Annotated in this window: 13 protein-coding genes; 6 read left to right on the forward strand and 7 right to left on the reverse strand. The window is 68.1% G+C overall.

Annotated elements, in window-relative coordinates; translation table 11 throughout:
* Nucleotides 1-91 precede the first annotated feature (91 nt).
* A complete protein-coding gene (locus tag H512_RS0106770; protein ID WP_169507133.1) occupies nucleotides 92-808 on the reverse strand; it encodes a hypothetical protein in 717 nt (238 codons plus the stop codon).
* A gap of 253 nt (nucleotides 809-1,061) precedes the next feature.
* On the opposite strand from H512_RS0106770, the gene hutU reads away from it, so the two are divergent.
* From hutU to rpiB, 3 genes are all read left to right on the forward strand, one after another.
* Nucleotides 1,062-2,735 carry a urocanate hydratase gene (hutU, locus tag H512_RS0106775; protein WP_026782814.1) on the forward strand — a complete coding sequence of 558 codons (1,674 nt, stop codon included), beginning with the start codon at nucleotides 1,062-1,064 and terminating at the stop codon, nucleotides 2,733-2,735.
* Nucleotides 2,732-3,310 carry a HutD/Ves family protein gene (locus H512_RS25675; RefSeq protein ID WP_053239643.1) on the forward strand — a complete coding sequence of 193 codons (579 nt, stop codon included), beginning with the start codon at nucleotides 2,732-2,734 and terminating at the stop codon, nucleotides 3,308-3,310. Before hutU ends, H512_RS25675 begins: the two co-directional genes overlap by 4 nt.
* 120 nt (nucleotides 3,311-3,430) lie before the next feature.
* A complete protein-coding gene (rpiB, locus tag H512_RS0106785) occupies nucleotides 3,431-3,895 on the forward strand; it encodes a ribose 5-phosphate isomerase B (RefSeq protein ID WP_026782815.1) in 465 nt (154 codons plus the stop codon).
* An 84-nt stretch (nucleotides 3,896-3,979) separates the two neighbouring features.
* Here the strand turns inward: rpiB and H512_RS0106790 are convergent, their stop codons facing one another.
* The 4 genes from H512_RS0106790 to H512_RS0106805 form a co-directional block, all read right to left on the reverse strand.
* Nucleotides 3,980-4,414 carry a pseudoazurin gene (locus H512_RS0106790; protein ID WP_026782816.1) on the reverse strand — a complete coding sequence of 145 codons (435 nt, stop codon included), beginning with the start codon at nucleotides 4,412-4,414 and terminating at the stop codon, nucleotides 3,980-3,982.
* A 129-nt stretch (nucleotides 4,415-4,543) separates the two neighbouring features.
* A complete protein-coding gene (msrQ, locus tag H512_RS0106795; RefSeq protein WP_026782817.1) occupies nucleotides 4,544-5,152 on the reverse strand; it encodes a protein-methionine-sulfoxide reductase heme-binding subunit MsrQ in 609 nt (202 codons plus the stop codon).
* Entirely contained in the window at nucleotides 5,152-6,111 is a 960-nt protein-coding gene (msrP, locus tag H512_RS0106800) for a protein-methionine-sulfoxide reductase catalytic subunit MsrP (protein ID WP_026782818.1), read from the reverse strand. Before msrP ends, msrQ begins: the two co-directional genes overlap by 1 nt.
* A gap of 151 nt (nucleotides 6,112-6,262) precedes the next feature.
* Entirely contained in the window at nucleotides 6,263-7,582 is a 1,320-nt protein-coding gene (locus H512_RS0106805) for an O-acetylhomoserine aminocarboxypropyltransferase/cysteine synthase family protein (RefSeq protein ID WP_036790608.1), read from the reverse strand.
* Between the two features lie 419 nt (nucleotides 7,583-8,001).
* Here H512_RS0106805 and H512_RS22920 point away from each other — a divergent pair, with 419 nt between their 5' ends.
* Nucleotides 8,002-10,545, forward strand: coding sequence for a sensor domain-containing protein (locus H512_RS22920; protein ID WP_053239644.1), 2,544 nt, complete (start codon nucleotides 8,002-8,004; stop codon nucleotides 10,543-10,545).
* 4 nt (nucleotides 10,546-10,549) lie between these two features.
* Here the strand turns inward: H512_RS22920 and H512_RS0106815 are convergent, their stop codons facing one another.
* Nucleotides 10,550-11,461: a LysR family transcriptional regulator gene (locus H512_RS0106815; RefSeq protein ID WP_026782820.1), complete on the reverse strand. Its 912-nt coding sequence runs from the start codon at nucleotides 11,459-11,461 to the stop codon at nucleotides 10,550-10,552.
* Between the two features lie 121 nt (nucleotides 11,462-11,582).
* On the opposite strand from H512_RS0106815, the gene H512_RS0106820 reads away from it, so the two are divergent.
* Both H512_RS0106820 and H512_RS0106825 read left to right on the forward strand, forming a co-directional pair.
* Nucleotides 11,583-12,620 (forward strand): zinc-dependent alcohol dehydrogenase family protein, encoded by a 1,038-nt coding sequence (locus H512_RS0106820; RefSeq protein WP_026782821.1) that lies wholly within the window; start codon nucleotides 11,583-11,585, stop codon nucleotides 12,618-12,620.
* Nucleotides 12,621-12,746: 126 nt separating this feature from the next.
* Nucleotides 12,747-13,916 (forward strand): iron-containing alcohol dehydrogenase, encoded by a 1,170-nt coding sequence (locus tag H512_RS0106825; RefSeq protein WP_026782822.1) that lies wholly within the window; start codon nucleotides 12,747-12,749, stop codon nucleotides 13,914-13,916.
* A 19-nt stretch (nucleotides 13,917-13,935) separates the two neighbouring features.
* On the opposite strand, the gene treZ is transcribed toward H512_RS0106825, so the two are convergent.
* The gene (treZ, locus tag H512_RS22925; RefSeq protein ID WP_053239645.1) at nucleotides 13,936-15,702 is read right to left on the reverse strand and encodes a malto-oligosyltrehalose trehalohydrolase; all 1,767 of its coding nucleotides are present in this window, start codon (nucleotides 15,700-15,702) and stop codon (nucleotides 13,936-13,938) included.
* Nucleotides 15,703-15,747 lie beyond the last annotated feature (45 nt).

Raw genomic sequence — 15,747 nt, forward strand, 5'->3', positions numbered from 1 at the left:
CCACGCGCTACGACAAGACGAGACTTTCATACGAGAGTTTCCTCAACCTCGCCGCCGCGATGATCTGGATAACGGCTTTTGTCAACGCAACCTAGATACCGTCGTCGGCCGGCCGCTTGACCCCGACATCCTTCGGCGGAGCCTCGATTTGCTTTGTCCGAAGCTCCAGAACGAGTGCGGTCGCGTTCAGCGTGACGTTCTCCACGTAGCCATCCATGACGGAAGCACCATTGCCGCCTCGCCCGACCACCATGGGAATAAGTGCAGCGGCCACTACATCTTCCTGAGGCTTGCAATATCCTATGGCCGCCTTGACAACCGTTTCCGCGGACTCGCTCAGCAATAAAGCATATTTGGCGCTCTGGGCCTGGACGCACTCCAGATGAAGTCCCTTTGCTTCCGCTACACGCTCATCGGACAGCTTTTCATTCTCAGCCCTTATTTTCTCATTCAATACATTTGTATAAAATTCAAATAGGATATACTGCCGATCCCTATAAATCTTGTTGACAAGAGATTTAGCCTCCTTTGTGGACAGTCCCATGGATTGAAGACGGCCCAGGACGGAAACCATAAACGACCGGCATGTCTTCCCGATCTTAAGCTCCACCTCGTCGAAACTCTGCGAACCTGCCTCGACTGCGTTGTTGATGGTGCGCAGGGCACAAGTGGCATATGTATCGGTAAAATATTGATTTACTTGCGGAGTCCAGTACGGAATCAATAACGCCACCGGTCGCTCCGAGGCCAGGGCGGGAAAGCCGATAGTCATCGACAACAGGACAAGCCACACTCCAACGCGCACCAAGATCCCGGGACTCGAAAGAGCGCTGCGCCTCACCAACACTGCGACCTCCGTTCCGACACCACAGATTTTGCCAGCAGCAGAATACAATCATTTCACAGACCGAATGGCCGCGCGAGTCCCTTCTCAAGGTTCCCCCTTCCCGTCATGCAATTGACGAGAGAAGTCGGCATGACGGCCCGACAACAGGCCGCCGCCCATTGACACCTCATGCCGCCGGTGCTTCACTCTTGTATAGACAAGCATGGAGGCTGTCATGCCGAGCAACACCCGCTATCGCGACGTCGAGATCCGCGCTCCCCGCGGCACGACCCTCCGGGCCAGGAGCTGGCTGACGGAAGCGCCGCTCCGCATGCTGATGAACAATCTCGACCCCGACGTCGCCGAGAATCCCAAGGAGCTGGTCGTCTACGGCGGCATCGGCCGCGCCGCCCGCGACTGGGAATGCTTCGATACGATCGTCGCGACGCTCGAACGCCTCGAAGACGATCAGACGCTGCTCGTCCAGTCCGGCAAGCCGGTCGGCGTGTTCCACACCCACAGGGACGCGCCGCGCGTGCTGATCGCCAATTCCAACCTGGTGCCCAACTGGGCGAGATGGGAGCACTTCAACCGGCTCGATGCGGCGGGGCTGATGATGTACGGCCAGATGACGGCCGGCTCATGGATCTACATCGGCGCGCAGGGCATCGTGCAGGGCACCTATGAGACCTTCGTCGAGGCCGGCCGCCAGCATTATGGCGGCGACCTTCGGGGCCGCTGGGTGCTGACGTCGGGCCTCGGCGGCATGGGTGGCGCCCAGCCGCTCGCCGCCGCCATGGCCGGCGCCGCCTCGCTCAACGTCGAGTGCCAGCAGTCGCGCATCGATTTCCGCCTGAGGACCGGCTACGTCGACGAGCAGGCGGCCGACCTCGACGACGCCCTCAACCGCATCGCCGGCCACACCGAGCGCGGCGAGGCCGTCTCCGTCGCCCTGCTCGGCAATGCCGCCGACGTGCTGCCCGAACTGGTGCGGCGCGGTATCCGTCCCGACCTCGTCACCGACCAGACCTCGGCCCACGATCCGCTCAACGGCTACCTGCCGTCCGGCTGGACCTGGGATGAGTATCGCGCGCGCGGCCTCATCGAGCCCGAGGCGGTGGTGGCCGCCGCCACGGCGTCGATCCGCCGGCACGTCCGTGCCATGCTCGACTTCAGGGCAATGGGCGTGCCGGTGTTCGACTACGGCAACAACATCCGCCAGCGCGCCTATGACGCCGGCGAGGCGGACGCCTTCGCCTTTCCCGGTTTCGTGCCGGCCTACATCCGGCCGCTGTTCTGCCGCGGCATCGGGCCGTTCCGCTGGGTGGCGCTGTCGGGCGATGCGGCCGACATAGCCGCCACCGACGCCAAGGTGAAGGAGCTGATCCCCGACAATCCGCACCTGCACAACTGGCTCGACATGGCCTCGGCGCGCATCGCCTTCCAGGGCCTGCCGGCCCGCATCTGCTGGGTCGGCCTCGGCGCCCGCGCCCGGCTCGGCCTCGCCTTCAACGAGATGGTGCGGCAGGGCATCGTCAAGGCGCCGATCGTCATCGGCCGCGACCATCTCGATTCGGGCTCAGTCGCCTCGCCCAACCGCGAGACCGAGGCGATGCGCGACGGCTCGGACGCCGTCTCCGACTGGCCCCTCCTCAACGCGCTGCTCAACACCGCCTCCGGCGCCACCTGGGTGTCGATCCACCACGGCGGCGGCGTCGGCATGGGCTTCTCCCAGCATGCCGGAATGGTGATCGTCTGCGACGGCTCCGAGGATGCCGACCGCCGCATCGCCCGCGTGCTCACCAACGATCCGGCCACCGGCGTCATGCGCCACGCCGACGCCGGCTACGACATCGCCGTCGACTGCGCCCGCGAGAAGGAACTCGACCTGCCGATGCTGGGGAAATGAGCCTGCGCCTGCTCGGCGCCGCCGACTTCCGCCGCCTGCCCTGGCAGAACGGTCGCGGCAGCACGCTGGAGCTTGTCCGCCGCGACGACCCGGACGGCGCCCTCTCCTGGCGCCTTTCCGTCGCCGACGTCGTCGAGCCCGGCCCGTTCTCCCCGCTCCCCGGCATCGACAGGGTGATCACGCTGATCGACGGCGACGGCTTCGATCTCGATTTCGGCGCCGCCCGGCCACCGTCCGCGCTCAGGCCGTTCGAGCCGCTGACCTTTTCCGGCGACTGGCCGACGACCGCAACGGCGGTTCACGGCCCGTCGCGCGACTTCAACGTCATGACGGCGCGGGGACGCATCGCCGCCGAGGTCGAAGTGGCCAAGGGAAGCCTGAGGGCCGGTCCCCTCGCCTATGTCTTCGCGGCGCGCGGCGGCGTGACCGCCATGGCCGGCGAGACAACGGTGCATGCCGGACCGGGCAAACTGATCGAATGTCGGGAGGAGCGGCAGATCGACCTGACGATGGACGATGCGGCGGTCGCCCTTGTCGTCCGCCTTCGCCGCGCCGATGGCGGGACGCCGGCCTAAGGCGCCACCGCCATGCGTATTGGCACGAGGACGCCGCTCGCCGCCTGGATGCTGGCGTTTGCCGGCCACCGGTGCTAGGGGAAAGCCGTTATTTTCGGCGTAGCAGCTTGGACACGGGCCATGAGCGACAAGACCAGGATCGTCATCACCTCCGACCACACGGCCATCGACCTCCGGAGGGCGGTTGTCGCCCATCTCGAAGCGCGCGGCTGCGTCGTCGAGGACGTCGGCCCTGTGACGACCGAGAGCACCGACTATCCCAAGTGGGGCGAGAAGGCGGCGCGGGTGGTGCTGGCCGGCGGCGCCGACCTCGGCATCGCCATCTGCGGCACCGGCTTCGGCATTTCGCTGGCCGCCAACAAGCTGGCCGGCATCCGCTGCGTCGTCTGCTCCGAGCCCTACACCGCCAAGCTGTCGCGCCAGCACAACAACGCCAACATGCTGGCTTTCGGCGCCCGCGTCGTCGGGCAGGATCTGGCGCTGATGATCGTCGACACCTTCCTCGACGCCGAGTTCGAGGGCGGTCGCCATGCCCGCCGCGTCGGCATGATTTCCGAGCTTGAGGCGGGCCGTTCGGTCTGCTGAAAGGGCGCGGCCGCGACTCCTGGAGATGCGGCCGGCCGGGAGGAGATCAAGGGCGCCCGGACCGAGGTTCGGGCGCCCTTCTTGTCAGAGCCCGCCGAGCAGCTCGGTGAACAGCTTGCCGGCCTTGCCGGGGTTCTTCACCGCCTTGGCAGCCTCGAGGTTGGGCGACGGATCGCCGACCACCACCACGGCCACCATGCCCATCACGAAATGCGGCTTGCACTTGACGCCGTAGACGCCCGGCACCGTGAAGGTCACCGTCACGTCCTTGCTGAGCTGGCCCTCGAAGGGCTCGGCGCCGTCCGGCAGCATGCCCGGCACGCTCATCGCGTCGTGGCCGGGATTGACCGAAATGAAGGTGACGCTGTCGCCCGGCTGGATCTTGACGAGATCGGGCTCGAACACCATGACGCCCTTGGCGCCCTTGTTCAGCATCTTGACTTCGATATTGGCGGCCTCGGCGGCCGAGAGGGTGAACGCCAGGGCGGCGGCGATGGCGGCAGGCAGCAGGAACTTCATTTCTTCAGGTCTCTCCCATTTCCGGCACGACAGACGCGCCGGTTAGAATTAATCTAAACGGCAGAAGGGCTAAACCTTTGATCTGGATCAAATTGTCGCGAAAAAACGCTTGCCGGACGATATGGAGGATCACACCGTCCGGCGGCGCGGCATCAGCGGCCGCACCAACCGGTAGGCGAGAAGCAGGACGATCAGGCCGACATGCGCCGCCTGCGTCGGATCGACCACCTTGGTCGCCATCAGATAGTGCACGGCGGCGAGCGCCGCCGCGACATAGATGAGGCGGTGCAGCCGCCGCCAGTTCCTGCCGAGCCGGCGGATCGACAGCCGGTTGGAGGTAAGCGCCAGCGGCACCAGCAGCACCAGGGCCGAGAAGCCCAGCGTGATGAACGGCCGTTTGGCGATGTCCGGCAGGATGGTGCCCCAGAGAAGGCCGCGATCGAGCGTCAGGTAGACGGTGAAATGCATCACCGCGTACCAGAAGGCGAGGAGGCCGAGGGCGCGGCGATAGCGCAACAGGTTGACGCCGGCAAGCTCTCGCAGCGGCGTCACCGCCAGCGTCAGGATCAGGAAGCGCAGCGCCCAGAGGCCGAGCGTCTGCTCGAACTCGCGCACCGGATCGGCGCCGAGACCGCCGGTCGCCCCCAGCCAGAAATAGATGGCGGCCGGCAGCAGGCCGACGACATAGATGCCCCAGCCGATGAGACTGTCGGCGATGCCGAACGACCGCCCGGCCATCAGTAATTGGCCCCGAGGTCCATGCCGGCATAGAGGCTCGCCACCTCCTCGGCATAGCCGTTGAACATCAGCGTCGGCCGCCGGCCGGAGCCGAAGAAGCCGCTCTCGCCGATGCGCCGCTCGGTCGCCTGACTCCAGCGCGGATGGTCGACCTCCGGATTGACGTTGGCGTAGAAGCCGTATTCGCTGCCTTGCAGCAGGTTCCAGGAGTTGGGCGGCTGCGCCTCGACCAGCGAGATGCGGACGATCGACTTGATGCCCTTGAAGCCGTATTTCCACGGCACCACCAGACGGATCGGCGCGCCGTTCTGGTTGGGCAGCGTCTCGCCGTAGAGGCCGACGGCCAGAATGGTCAAGGGATGCATCGCCTCGTCGAGCCGGAGGCCCTCGACATAGGGCCAGGGCATCGGCTGGAACAGGCCGGACTGCCCCGGCATCTCGTCGGGCCGTACCACGGTCTCGAAGGCGACGTATTTGGCCGAGCCCAGCGGCTCCACCTTGTCGAGAAGCGCCTTCAGCGGAAAGCCGTCCCAGGGGATCACCATCGACCACGCCTCGACGCAACGCATGCGGTAGACGCGCTCCTCGACCGGTATCTCGGCGATCAGCTTGTCGACATCCAGGGTCTGCGGCTTGCCGACCAGCCCGTCGACGGTGATCGTCCACGGCCGCGGCTTGAAGTCGCCGGAATTGCGGGACGGATCGGCCTTGCCCGAGCCGAATTCGTAGAAGTTGTTGTAGGTGGTGACGTCGTCGCGCGAGGTCAGCGGCTCATCGACCTTGTAGGCGCTCGGCACCGTCTTCAGCGGCACTGTCGCCGGCGCCTCGGCATGGGCCGGACCGAGGCCCAGCGCCGCCCCTGCCCCGGCCATCAGGCCCATGAATTCGCGGCGCCTGAGATAGACGGCCCGCGGCGTGATCTCGGACGCGGCAATCGGCGGTGGACGATAGGCGGGCATCGGTCGATCCTCCCGGCGGCATGGAGCCGCACCTTGGAGGCATTCTTGATTGAAGTCGCCGGAATGAAAAGCCACGATTTCGTGTAGCTCGACGCGAAAAAAGCCGGCGCCGCGCGAGGCGACGCCGGCCGTTCTCAGCAGGGATCGACGGTCACTCGGCGGCGACGGCCACCGGTGCCGACGCGGCGGCAAGCGCCTGGTCGAGATCGGCGATGATGTCGTCGGGGTGCTCGATGCCGATGGAGAGGCGCACGTAGCCGGGCGTCACGCCGGTGCGGAGCTGTTCCTCGGCGGTCAGCTGCGAGTGGGTGGTCGAGGCCGGATGGATGGCCAGCGACCGGGCGTCGCCGATATTGGCGACGTGGTAGAACAGCTTCAGCGCGTCGATGAACTTGCGGCCCGCCTCGATGCCGCCCTTCAGCTCGAAGCCGATCAGCGCGCCGTAGCCGCCTTCGAGATAGGCGTCGGCGCGACGCTTGGACTCGCCGTCCTGCAGCTTCGGATAGATGACGCGCGTCACTTCCTTGTGCCCGGCAAGATAGTCGGCCACCTTCTCGGCGTTCTGCACGTGCTGGCGGATGCGGAGCGGCAGCGTTTCGAGCCCCTGGATGAGCTGGAAGGCGTTGAACGGCGACAGCGCCGCGCCGATGTCGCGCAACAGCTTGACGCGGACGCGCAGCGCGTAGGCGATCGGGCCGAGCGGCTTTGCCGCCTGCGACCACACGGCGCCGTGGTAGGCGGCGTCGGGCGTGTTGAACAGCGGCTGGCGCTCGGGGAAGGCTTCCCAGTCGAAGTTGCCGCCGTCGACGATCAGCCCGCCGATCGACGTGCCGTGGCCGCCGATATACTTGGTGGCCGAATAGACCACCACCGCCGCGCCATGCTTCAGCGGCCTGGACAGCAGCGGCGCCGCCGTGTTGTCGATGATCAGCGGAATGCCGAGGGGACGGCCGATGTCGGCCACCTCCTTCACCGGGAAGACGTTGAGCTTCGGGTTGGGCAGCAGTTCGGCATAGTAGGCGCGGGTGCGGTCGTCGGTCGCCTTGCGGAAGTTCTCCGGATCGGCCGGATCGACGAAGCGCACCTCGATGCCGAGTTGCTTCAGCGTGTCGGCGAACAGCGCCCAGGTGCCGCCGTAGAGGTCGGTGGACGACACGATATTGTCGCCGGCCGAGGCGACGTTGAGGATGGCGAAGGTCGAGGCCGTCTGCCCCGACGACACGGCAACCGCCGCAGCGCCACCCTCGATCTCGGCGATGCGCGTCTCCAGCGCGTCCTGCGTCGGGTTGCCGAGGCGGGTGTAGATGAAGCCGAGTTCCTCGAGCCCGAACAGCCGGGCGGCGTGTCCGGCATCCTGGAACTGATAGGAGGTCGTCTGGTGGATGGGAACGGCCACCGATCCGGTCGTCGGGTCGGCACGGAAGCTGCCGCCATGCAGGGCGAGGGTTTCGGGATGCAGCGACTTGCTCATGAAGGACACTCCCAGCTCGATCATCCGGCGCTCGCAGGGGCGCCCGTTCAGGCAGGGAAGGATTTCTCATCTCGCATCCCTTTGCCGAAATGCATTCCACCATGCCCGCGAAAACCGGGACAGTTCTGGAATTTCATTCGCCCGGCCGAAACAGCAATTTCCTTCTCCGAAAGGCGAACCGACGAGGCATCTTTTCTCCTGGGCGCCAGGGCTTCCCACCGCCCCCGATCGGTCGTTCCCGATACCGCCATGGCCGGACGGCGAGTTGATTGTTCAACGGAAATCGGAAATGCTCGTCAATGCTCCGGTTTGACGTCGAATCGTGCGGAACGCAGCCCTTCGCCTGATGTCGGAACGGCTGGACAGCAGCGGCGGATTGCCGGCGCTGTGCGAGCAGGACCGACGGGAGGATCGATTCGGTGAGCGAGCTGTTATCCCGCCAGCTTTCCGAGGCGACACGTCCGAGCGGCGAAGTCGACATATCCCGGCTGCTGGAAGCGGTCGGCGCCACCTACCAGCATCTGGACGCATCGCTGACGCAGGCCGTCCGCACGGCCGAAGCCTTGCGCGCCCGCATGGATGCCGTACTCGACGTCGCCGCGGAGGGCTTTGCCCTCTTCGACCCCGACGACAGGATCGTCCTCTGGAACCGGCGCTTCGTCGCGTTCTATCCCGAGCTTGACGGCTTCATCGAGCCGGGTCGCACCTTCGAGGCGATCCTGCGGCACAGCCTCACGCACGGCACCTACCTCGAGGCCCGCGGCCGTGAGAAGGAATGGCTGGCCGCCCGTCTCGAACGGCACGCGCGGCCGAGCAGCACCGAGGAGCAGCAGCGCTCCGACGGGCGCTGGATCCGGGTGGAGGAGAACCACCTCGCCGACGGCAGCCGCATCGGCATCCGCATCGACATCAGCGAGTTCAAGCGGCGGGAGGCGTCGTCGCGGCTGCTGTTCGAGGACAGCCCGCTGCCGATGTGGCTGTTCGACTTCGAAACGCTGCGCTTCCTGGCCGTCAACCGCGCCGCCGTCGCCCATTACGGCTACAGCCTGCACCAGTTCATGAACATGACGATCATGGACATTCGCCCCGAGCGCGACCGGGTGGAGGCGCTCGATGCCATCCGCCACTCGATCGACTCGCAAAGCGGCGAGCGGCTGTTCAGGCACCTGAAGGCCGACGGCACGGAGATCGACGTCGAGGTCTACATCCGCCAGCAGATGCACAACGGCCGGCGGGCGGTGCTGGTCACCGCCCTCGACGTCACCGAGCGCAAGCGCGCCACCGACGAGCTGAAGGCGACGCAGGAGTTCCTCAACACCATCCTGGAGAACGTACCGGCGGCGCTGTTCGCCAAAGACCCGGTCAGCCGTCGCTACATCCTGCTCAACAAGGCCGGCGAGCTGCTGTTCGGCCACCAGCGCGAAGCCTTCATCGGCCAGAACTCCCGCAACATCTTCGGCGAGCGCGTTGCCGCCGCCGCCGAGGCGGTGGAGGACGAACTTCTGTCGAGCGGCGTCCGCCAGCTCACCGCCTCCGAAACGCTGCCGACGCCCAACGGCAACCGGCAGGTGACCGTCACCCGCATGGTGGTGCGCAACGCCGACGGCACGCCCCGCTTCATCGTCGGCGTCACCATGGATGTCACCGAGAAGCGCCGCGCCGAGGAGCAGATCGCCTACCTGTCGCACCACGACACGTTGACCGGCCTGCCCAACCGCGAGGCGATGATGATCCGCCTCGCCGACGGCATCTTCGCCGCCACCGCGACGCAGGCGCGTTTCGGCCTGCTCAGCATCGACATCGACCGCTTCAAGACGCTGAACGACCTCTACGGCCATACCGTGGCCGACCAGGCGCTGAAGGAAGCGGCGCGCCGCCTCGTCGAGATCGCCGGTGAAGGACTGGTGTTCCGCCTCGGCGGCGACGAGTTCGTGGTCATCTCCAACGATCCCGACCAGCCGGATGCCTCGTGCCGGCTGGCCGCCCTCGCCCAGCGGGTGTTCGCCGAGGACATCGTCATCGATGGCAAGGCGATCCGCCTCGGCATCAGCATCGGCATCGCCACCTATCCGCTCGACGGCGACGACGGTTCGGTGCTGCTCGCCAACGCCGATGCCGCGCTCTACCACGTCAAGTCGGAGGCGCGCGGCTGCGTCCGCGTCTACGAATCGAAAACCGACCAGCTGATCCGCGACCGCTGGGCCTTGCAGGCCGACCTCGGCCATGCCCTGCGCAACCGCGAGCTGTCGCTGCATTTCCAGCCGCAGGCGGAAATCGACGGCCGCATCTTCGGCTTCGAGGCGCTGATGCGCTGGACGCATCCGACGCGCGGGCCCATCCCGCCGGACGACTTCATCCCGCTTGCCGAGGAATCCAACCTGATCCTCGACATGTCGGCCTGGGTGCTGGCCGAAGCCTGCCGCACGGCCGCCGGCTGGGCGCATCCGCTGACCGTCGCCGTCAACCTGTCGCCGATCCAGTTCCAGCACGGCGACCTGCCGCTGCTGATCCAGCAGACGCTGGTCAACACCGGCCTGCAGCCGTCGCGCCTGGAGCTGGAGATCACCGAGGGCATCCTGCTGGGCGATTTCGCCCACATCGTCGGCATGCTCAGGCGGATCAAGGCGATGGGCGTGCGCATCGCCATGGACGACTTCGGCACCGGCTACTCGTCGCTATCCTATCTGCAGGCTTTCCCCTTCGACAAGATCAAGATCGACAAGAGCTTCGTCCAGTCGATCGGCCGCACCGAACAGGCGACGACCATCATCCGCGCCGTCATCGGCCTCTGCCGCGGCCTCGGCATCCCGGTGATCGCCGAGGGCGTCGAGACCGAGGAGCAGCGCGGCTTCCTCGCCCAGGAGCATTGTCCGGAGATCCAGGGCTACATCATCGGCCGGCCCGCGCCGATCCAGGTCTACAGCGAGATCGTCCGCCCGCTGGACGCGGCGCGCATGATCTGAGCGCTCACGGCGGCAGGGCGAGGCCCGGCAGCTCGGCGGCCAGCGCGTCGATGGCGGCGCGGACGCGCGTCGGCAGGTAGGGCGTCTTCGGCCAGATGGCGTGGATGTCGGTGCGGCGACCCTCGGTCGCGACGGCGAGCAAGCCGACGAGGCGACCGTCGCGCACCGGCGCCCGCACCAGCCAGCAGGGCAGATAGGCGATGCCGAAGCCGGCCAGCGCCGCCTCGGCGATGGTCTCGATGTCGTTGAAGCCGACGCGGCTGTCGATCGTCAGTTCCCGAAGGCCGCCGCTGCCGTCGGGAAAGCGCCAGCGCTCGTTGCGGCCCTGCCGCCGGTAGACGATGCAGTCGTGCGCGGCGAAATCGTCGAGGCCAGCCGGCATGCCCCGCAGGGCCAGATAATCGGGCGCCGCCACCAGCATCATCCCCTGCCGCACCAGGAGGCGCGCCATCAGGTTGCCGCTGTCGCCGACCGGGCCGGAGCGCACCGCCAGGTCGAAGCCCTCTTCCACCAGGTCGACCGGCCGGTCGTTGAAGTCGATCTCCAGCGACAGCTCGGGATGCCGCCGGGCGAGCGCCAGCAGCACCGGCGCCACGCAGCGCCGGCCGAAGGACAGCGGCACGGAGACGCGCAGCCGGCCGCTCGCCACCCGCCGGCCGGTGTCGAGCAGCGCCCGGCCGGCCCGGATCTCGGCGAGCCCGCGCCGGCAATGGTCGAAGAACGCCGCGCCGTCGTCGGTCAGACTCTGCAGCCGCGTGGTGCGGTGGAACAGCCGCACGCCGAGCCGCGCCTCCAGCCGCGCCACCGCCTTGCCGACCGCCGAGCGCGTCAGGTGCAGCCGCGCCGCCGCCGACGCGAAGCCGCCGGCCTCGGCCGCTTCGACGAAGACCGCGATGTCGTCGAGGGACTCCGGCATGTCCGTCTCCGTAGAATTTCAGGAACCAAAGTGACGACGATTCGTCATCACCGGCGCTCTCAAAGCTACGATAGTCTTGCCGCCGTCGCCCGCAAGTCCCTCATCGCATCAAGGAGCCCTCATGACCGCCACCATCCGCCATTGGCTTCAGTCCGGCACCGGCCGCGGTAGCCTCAGCCTCGTCACGGCGCCGAAGCCCATTCCCCATGCCGGCGAGGTGCTGGTGAAGGTGAAGGCCGTTTCCCTCAACTATCGCGACAAGCTGGTGCTGGAGGGCGGCATCGGCCTCACGCCCGTGGAGCCGATCATCCCGGCCACCGACTTCGCCGGCGTGGTGGAGGAGGTCGGCGACGGCGTCGCCACCTTGCGGCGCGGCGACCGCGTGGTGAGCGTCATTGCGCCCGACTGGTTCGACGGTGCCGTGCCGACGCCCGACCTGCCGCTCGCCCCGACTTTCCCCAGCCCGGCAAGAGGCACGATCCCGCCGGGTGCCCTCTCCGAATACGTCGTCCGACCGGCCCATGCGCTGGCCCGGTCGCCCGACAGCCTCGACGACGCCGAGGCGGCAACACTGCCGATCGCCGCGCTGACCGCCTGGTACGCGCTGATCGAGCGCGGCCGCCTGAAGCCCGGCGACGGCGTACTGATCCACGGCACCGGCGGCGTGGCGCTGTTCGGCCTGCAATTCGCCAAGCTGGCCGGCGCCATCGTCCTCGTCGTGTCGTCGTCGGCCGACAAGCTCGCCGCCGCCCGCCAGCTCGGCGCCGGCCATCTCCTGAAGCGCGACACGCCCGATCTTGCCGCCGAGGTGCGGCGGCTGACCGGCGGCCGCGGCGCCGATCACGTGCTCGAAACGGTGGGCGGCGCCAACTTCGCCCTGTCGCTCGACGCGGCGGCGCCCGGCGGCCGCGTGTCGCTGATCGGCCAGATCGACGGCACCGACCTCGCCGGCAACAGCCTGCACCTTGCCCGCAAGCGGCTGATCGTCGAGGGCATCGCCGTCGGCCACCAGCGTGCCTACGACGAGATGCTGCGCGCCGTCGATGCCGCCCGGCTGAAGCCGGTGATCGACAGCCGCTTCCCGCTAACCGACCTCCCCGCCGCCCTCGACCGGCTCGACGCCGGCCCATTCGGCAAGATCGTCGTCGACCTCGCCTGAGGCCGATGGCCCGTCATCCACATGAAACGTTTCGACCCGGTTGTGTCGCGCACCCCGGACGCCTAACCTTGCGCCCAACGCCGCGCCGTCCGCCGACAAGGACCGCCGGCATCAGGGAGAAACGCCATGGAGAATTTCACCTTCCTCAACCCGACCAAGATCATCTTCGGTCGCGGCACCGAGGCGTCGGTCGGCATGGAGACGGCGCGCTACGCCAGCAAGATCCTGCTCCACTACGGCGGCGGCTCGATCAAGGCGTCCGGCCTCTACGACCGCGTCTGCGCCTCGCTGAAGGCGGCCGGCGTCGAGTGGGTGGAGCTTGGCGGCGTCAAGCCCAACCCGCGCCTGTCGCTGGTCCAGGAGGGCGTCCGGCTCTGCAAGCAGCACGGCCTCGGCTTCATCCTGGCGGTCGGCGGCGGCAGCGCCATCGATTCGGCCAAGGCGATCGCCATGGGCGCCGTCATCGACGGCAACGTCTGGGACTTCTACGTCGGCCGGGCGCAGCCGTCCGACGCGCTGCCGATCGGCACGGTGCTGACCATTCCGGCCGCCGGCTCGGAATCGAGCGACGGCACGGTGATCACCAACGAGGAAGGCTGGCTGAAGCGCGCCGTCGGCGGCGCCTTCCTCTATCCGAGGTTCTCGATCCTCAACCCGGCGCTCTGCAACACGCTGCCGCCCTTCCAGGTGGCCTGCGGCGCCGCCGACATCATGGCGCACCTGATGGAGCGCTATTTCACCAACATCCGCCACGTCGCCTTCACCGACCGACTGATCGAGGCGACCATGAAGACCGTCGCGGCGCAGGCGCCCAAGGTGCTGGCCGATCCCGACGACTACGACGCCTGGTCGGAGCTGATGTGGGCCGGCACCATCGCCCACAACAATCTGCTCAACACCGGCCGCATCGGCGACTGGGCCTCGCACGACATCGAGCACGAGGTGTCCGGCATCTACGACGTCGCCCACGGCGCCGGCCTCGCCGTGGTTTTCCCGGCCTGGATGAAATACGTCCTGCACCACGACGTCGACCGCTTCGTGCAATGGGCGGTGCGCGTCTGGAACGTCGAGCTGGACGTGTTCGACAAGGAGGCGACGGCGCGCGAGGGCATCGCCCGGCTGGAAGCCTTCTTCCACCGGATCGGTCTCGGCACGACGCTCGCCTCGCTCGGCATCCACGACGACCGCATCGACGAGATGGCGAAGAAGGGCACCAACGACGACAGCCGCACGCTCGGCCAGTTCGTCAAGCTCGACAGCCGGGCCGTCGCCGACATCCTGCGCCTCGCCCGGTGAGCCAGACTGCGGCGGAGGATCACTTTCTCCGCCGCACCGACCAGGCGACGAACCACGGCGGGCAGCGGCCATCGCTGATCCGGCCCTGTTGCCAGATCGCCTTGCCAGGCAGCGGCGCCGGCAGCGGTGCCGGCTGACAGGAAAGGTTGAGCGTCAGCATCAGGTCCTTGTCCGCGCCCTGCCAGACGACGCGGACGACGCCGTCATCGACGCGCCACGCGCCGGCCTCGCGGATGCCGGGCAAGAGCGGCACCACCTCGCGTCGGCGGACCCGCAGGATGGCGCGATGCCAGTCGAGCACGCGGGCGTGGCGCGACTGTCGCGGCTCCCGCCAGTCCAGCCGGGCGGCGGCAAAGGTCGCGGGATCGAAGGGATCGAGCAGGATGGCGGGATCGACGTCGAAGGCGGCGATCCGCCCGTCCCGCACCGCCGCGACAAAGGCCGGCGACAGGTCCGAGAAGAAGGGAAAGGGCGTGCCGGCCGCCCATTCCTCGCCCTGGAACAGCATGGGGATCTGCGGCGCCAGCAGACAGGTCGCCGCCGCGGCCCGGCAGGCGGCGGCCGGCGCCAGCGCGCCGATGCGCTCGCCGCGCGCCCGGTTGCCGATCTGGTCGTGGTTCTGGAGGAAGGCGATGAACGCCGAGGGCGGCAGGGGCGCCGCGCTGCCCTCGCCGTCGCCGGGCCGGAAGCCCTCGGCCAGCGCCCGGGCCAGCACGTCCGGCCGGCCGGCGCATTTGGCATAGTCCCGGTCGCACTCGCCGGTGATCGCCGCGTGCAGGGCATGGTGGAGATCGTCGTTCCACTGGCCGTCGAAGCCACCCGACGCCAGCACCCGGTCGGCCTCCAGCCGCGCGCTTTCGAGGACGAGATGCACCTTTCGTCCGCCGGCGGCGGTCCGCGCCGCCTCGGCGAGGTCGGTGAGGATGTGGTCCTCCGACCCCTCGTCGCGGATTTCATGGGCGGCGTCGATCCGGAGGCCGTCGAAGTGGAACTCACCGATCCACATGCGGACGTTGGCGAGCACCATGTCGCGCATCGACGTGCCATCGCGGCGCCGGAAGTCGACGGCATCGCCCCAGGGCGTCACGTGGCGGTCGGTAACGGCCGGCGCCAGCAGCGGCAGATAGTTCCCCTCCGGACCGAAGTGGTTGTAGACGACGTCGAGCAGCACGGCCATGCCGAGGCCATGCGCCCGGTCGACCAGCGCCTTGAGATCGTCGGGCCGGCCGTAGCGGCTGTCGGGGGCGAACGGCAGCACGCCGTCGTAGCCCCAGCTCCAGCGGCCGGGAAAATCGCTGACCGGCATCAGCTCGATCACCGTGACGCCCAGCGATTTCAGGTGGGACAGCCGGTCGATGGCGGCGCGGAAGGTGCCGGCCGGCGTGAAGGTGCCGACGTGCAACTCGTAGATCACCGCCTGGTGCCACTTGAGGCCGCGCCAGCCGGCATCGGTCCAGTGGAAGGCATCGGGCGCCACCACCTCGCTCGGCCCATGCACGTCGTCGGGCTGGAAGCGGCTGGCCGGATCGGGCACGGTGCTGCCGTCCGGCAGCAGAAAGCGATAGCGGGTGCCGGCCGGGGCGACGACCGTCGCCTCGAACCAGCCGCCGGCGTCGCGCGCCATCGGCAGCGGCTCGCGGCCGTCAAGAAGGAGGGAGACGGCATCCTGCTTCGGCGCCCACAGGCGGAAGGTGAGTCGCCCGTCGCGCGAGACCGGCCCGAAGTCCGTCGGCGCCGGCCGGCCGGCAACGGGCGGGCGGGCGGCAAGCGGCGTCGACAAGTCCATCCTGGCGTCTCCCGGTGGCAGGCCGACGGCAGTCGGCACGGCGAT

The organism is Pleomorphomonas koreensis DSM 23070, from assembly GCF_000425185.1.
Taxonomy (GTDB): domain Bacteria; phylum Pseudomonadota; class Alphaproteobacteria; order Rhizobiales; family Pleomorphomonadaceae; genus Pleomorphomonas; species Pleomorphomonas koreensis.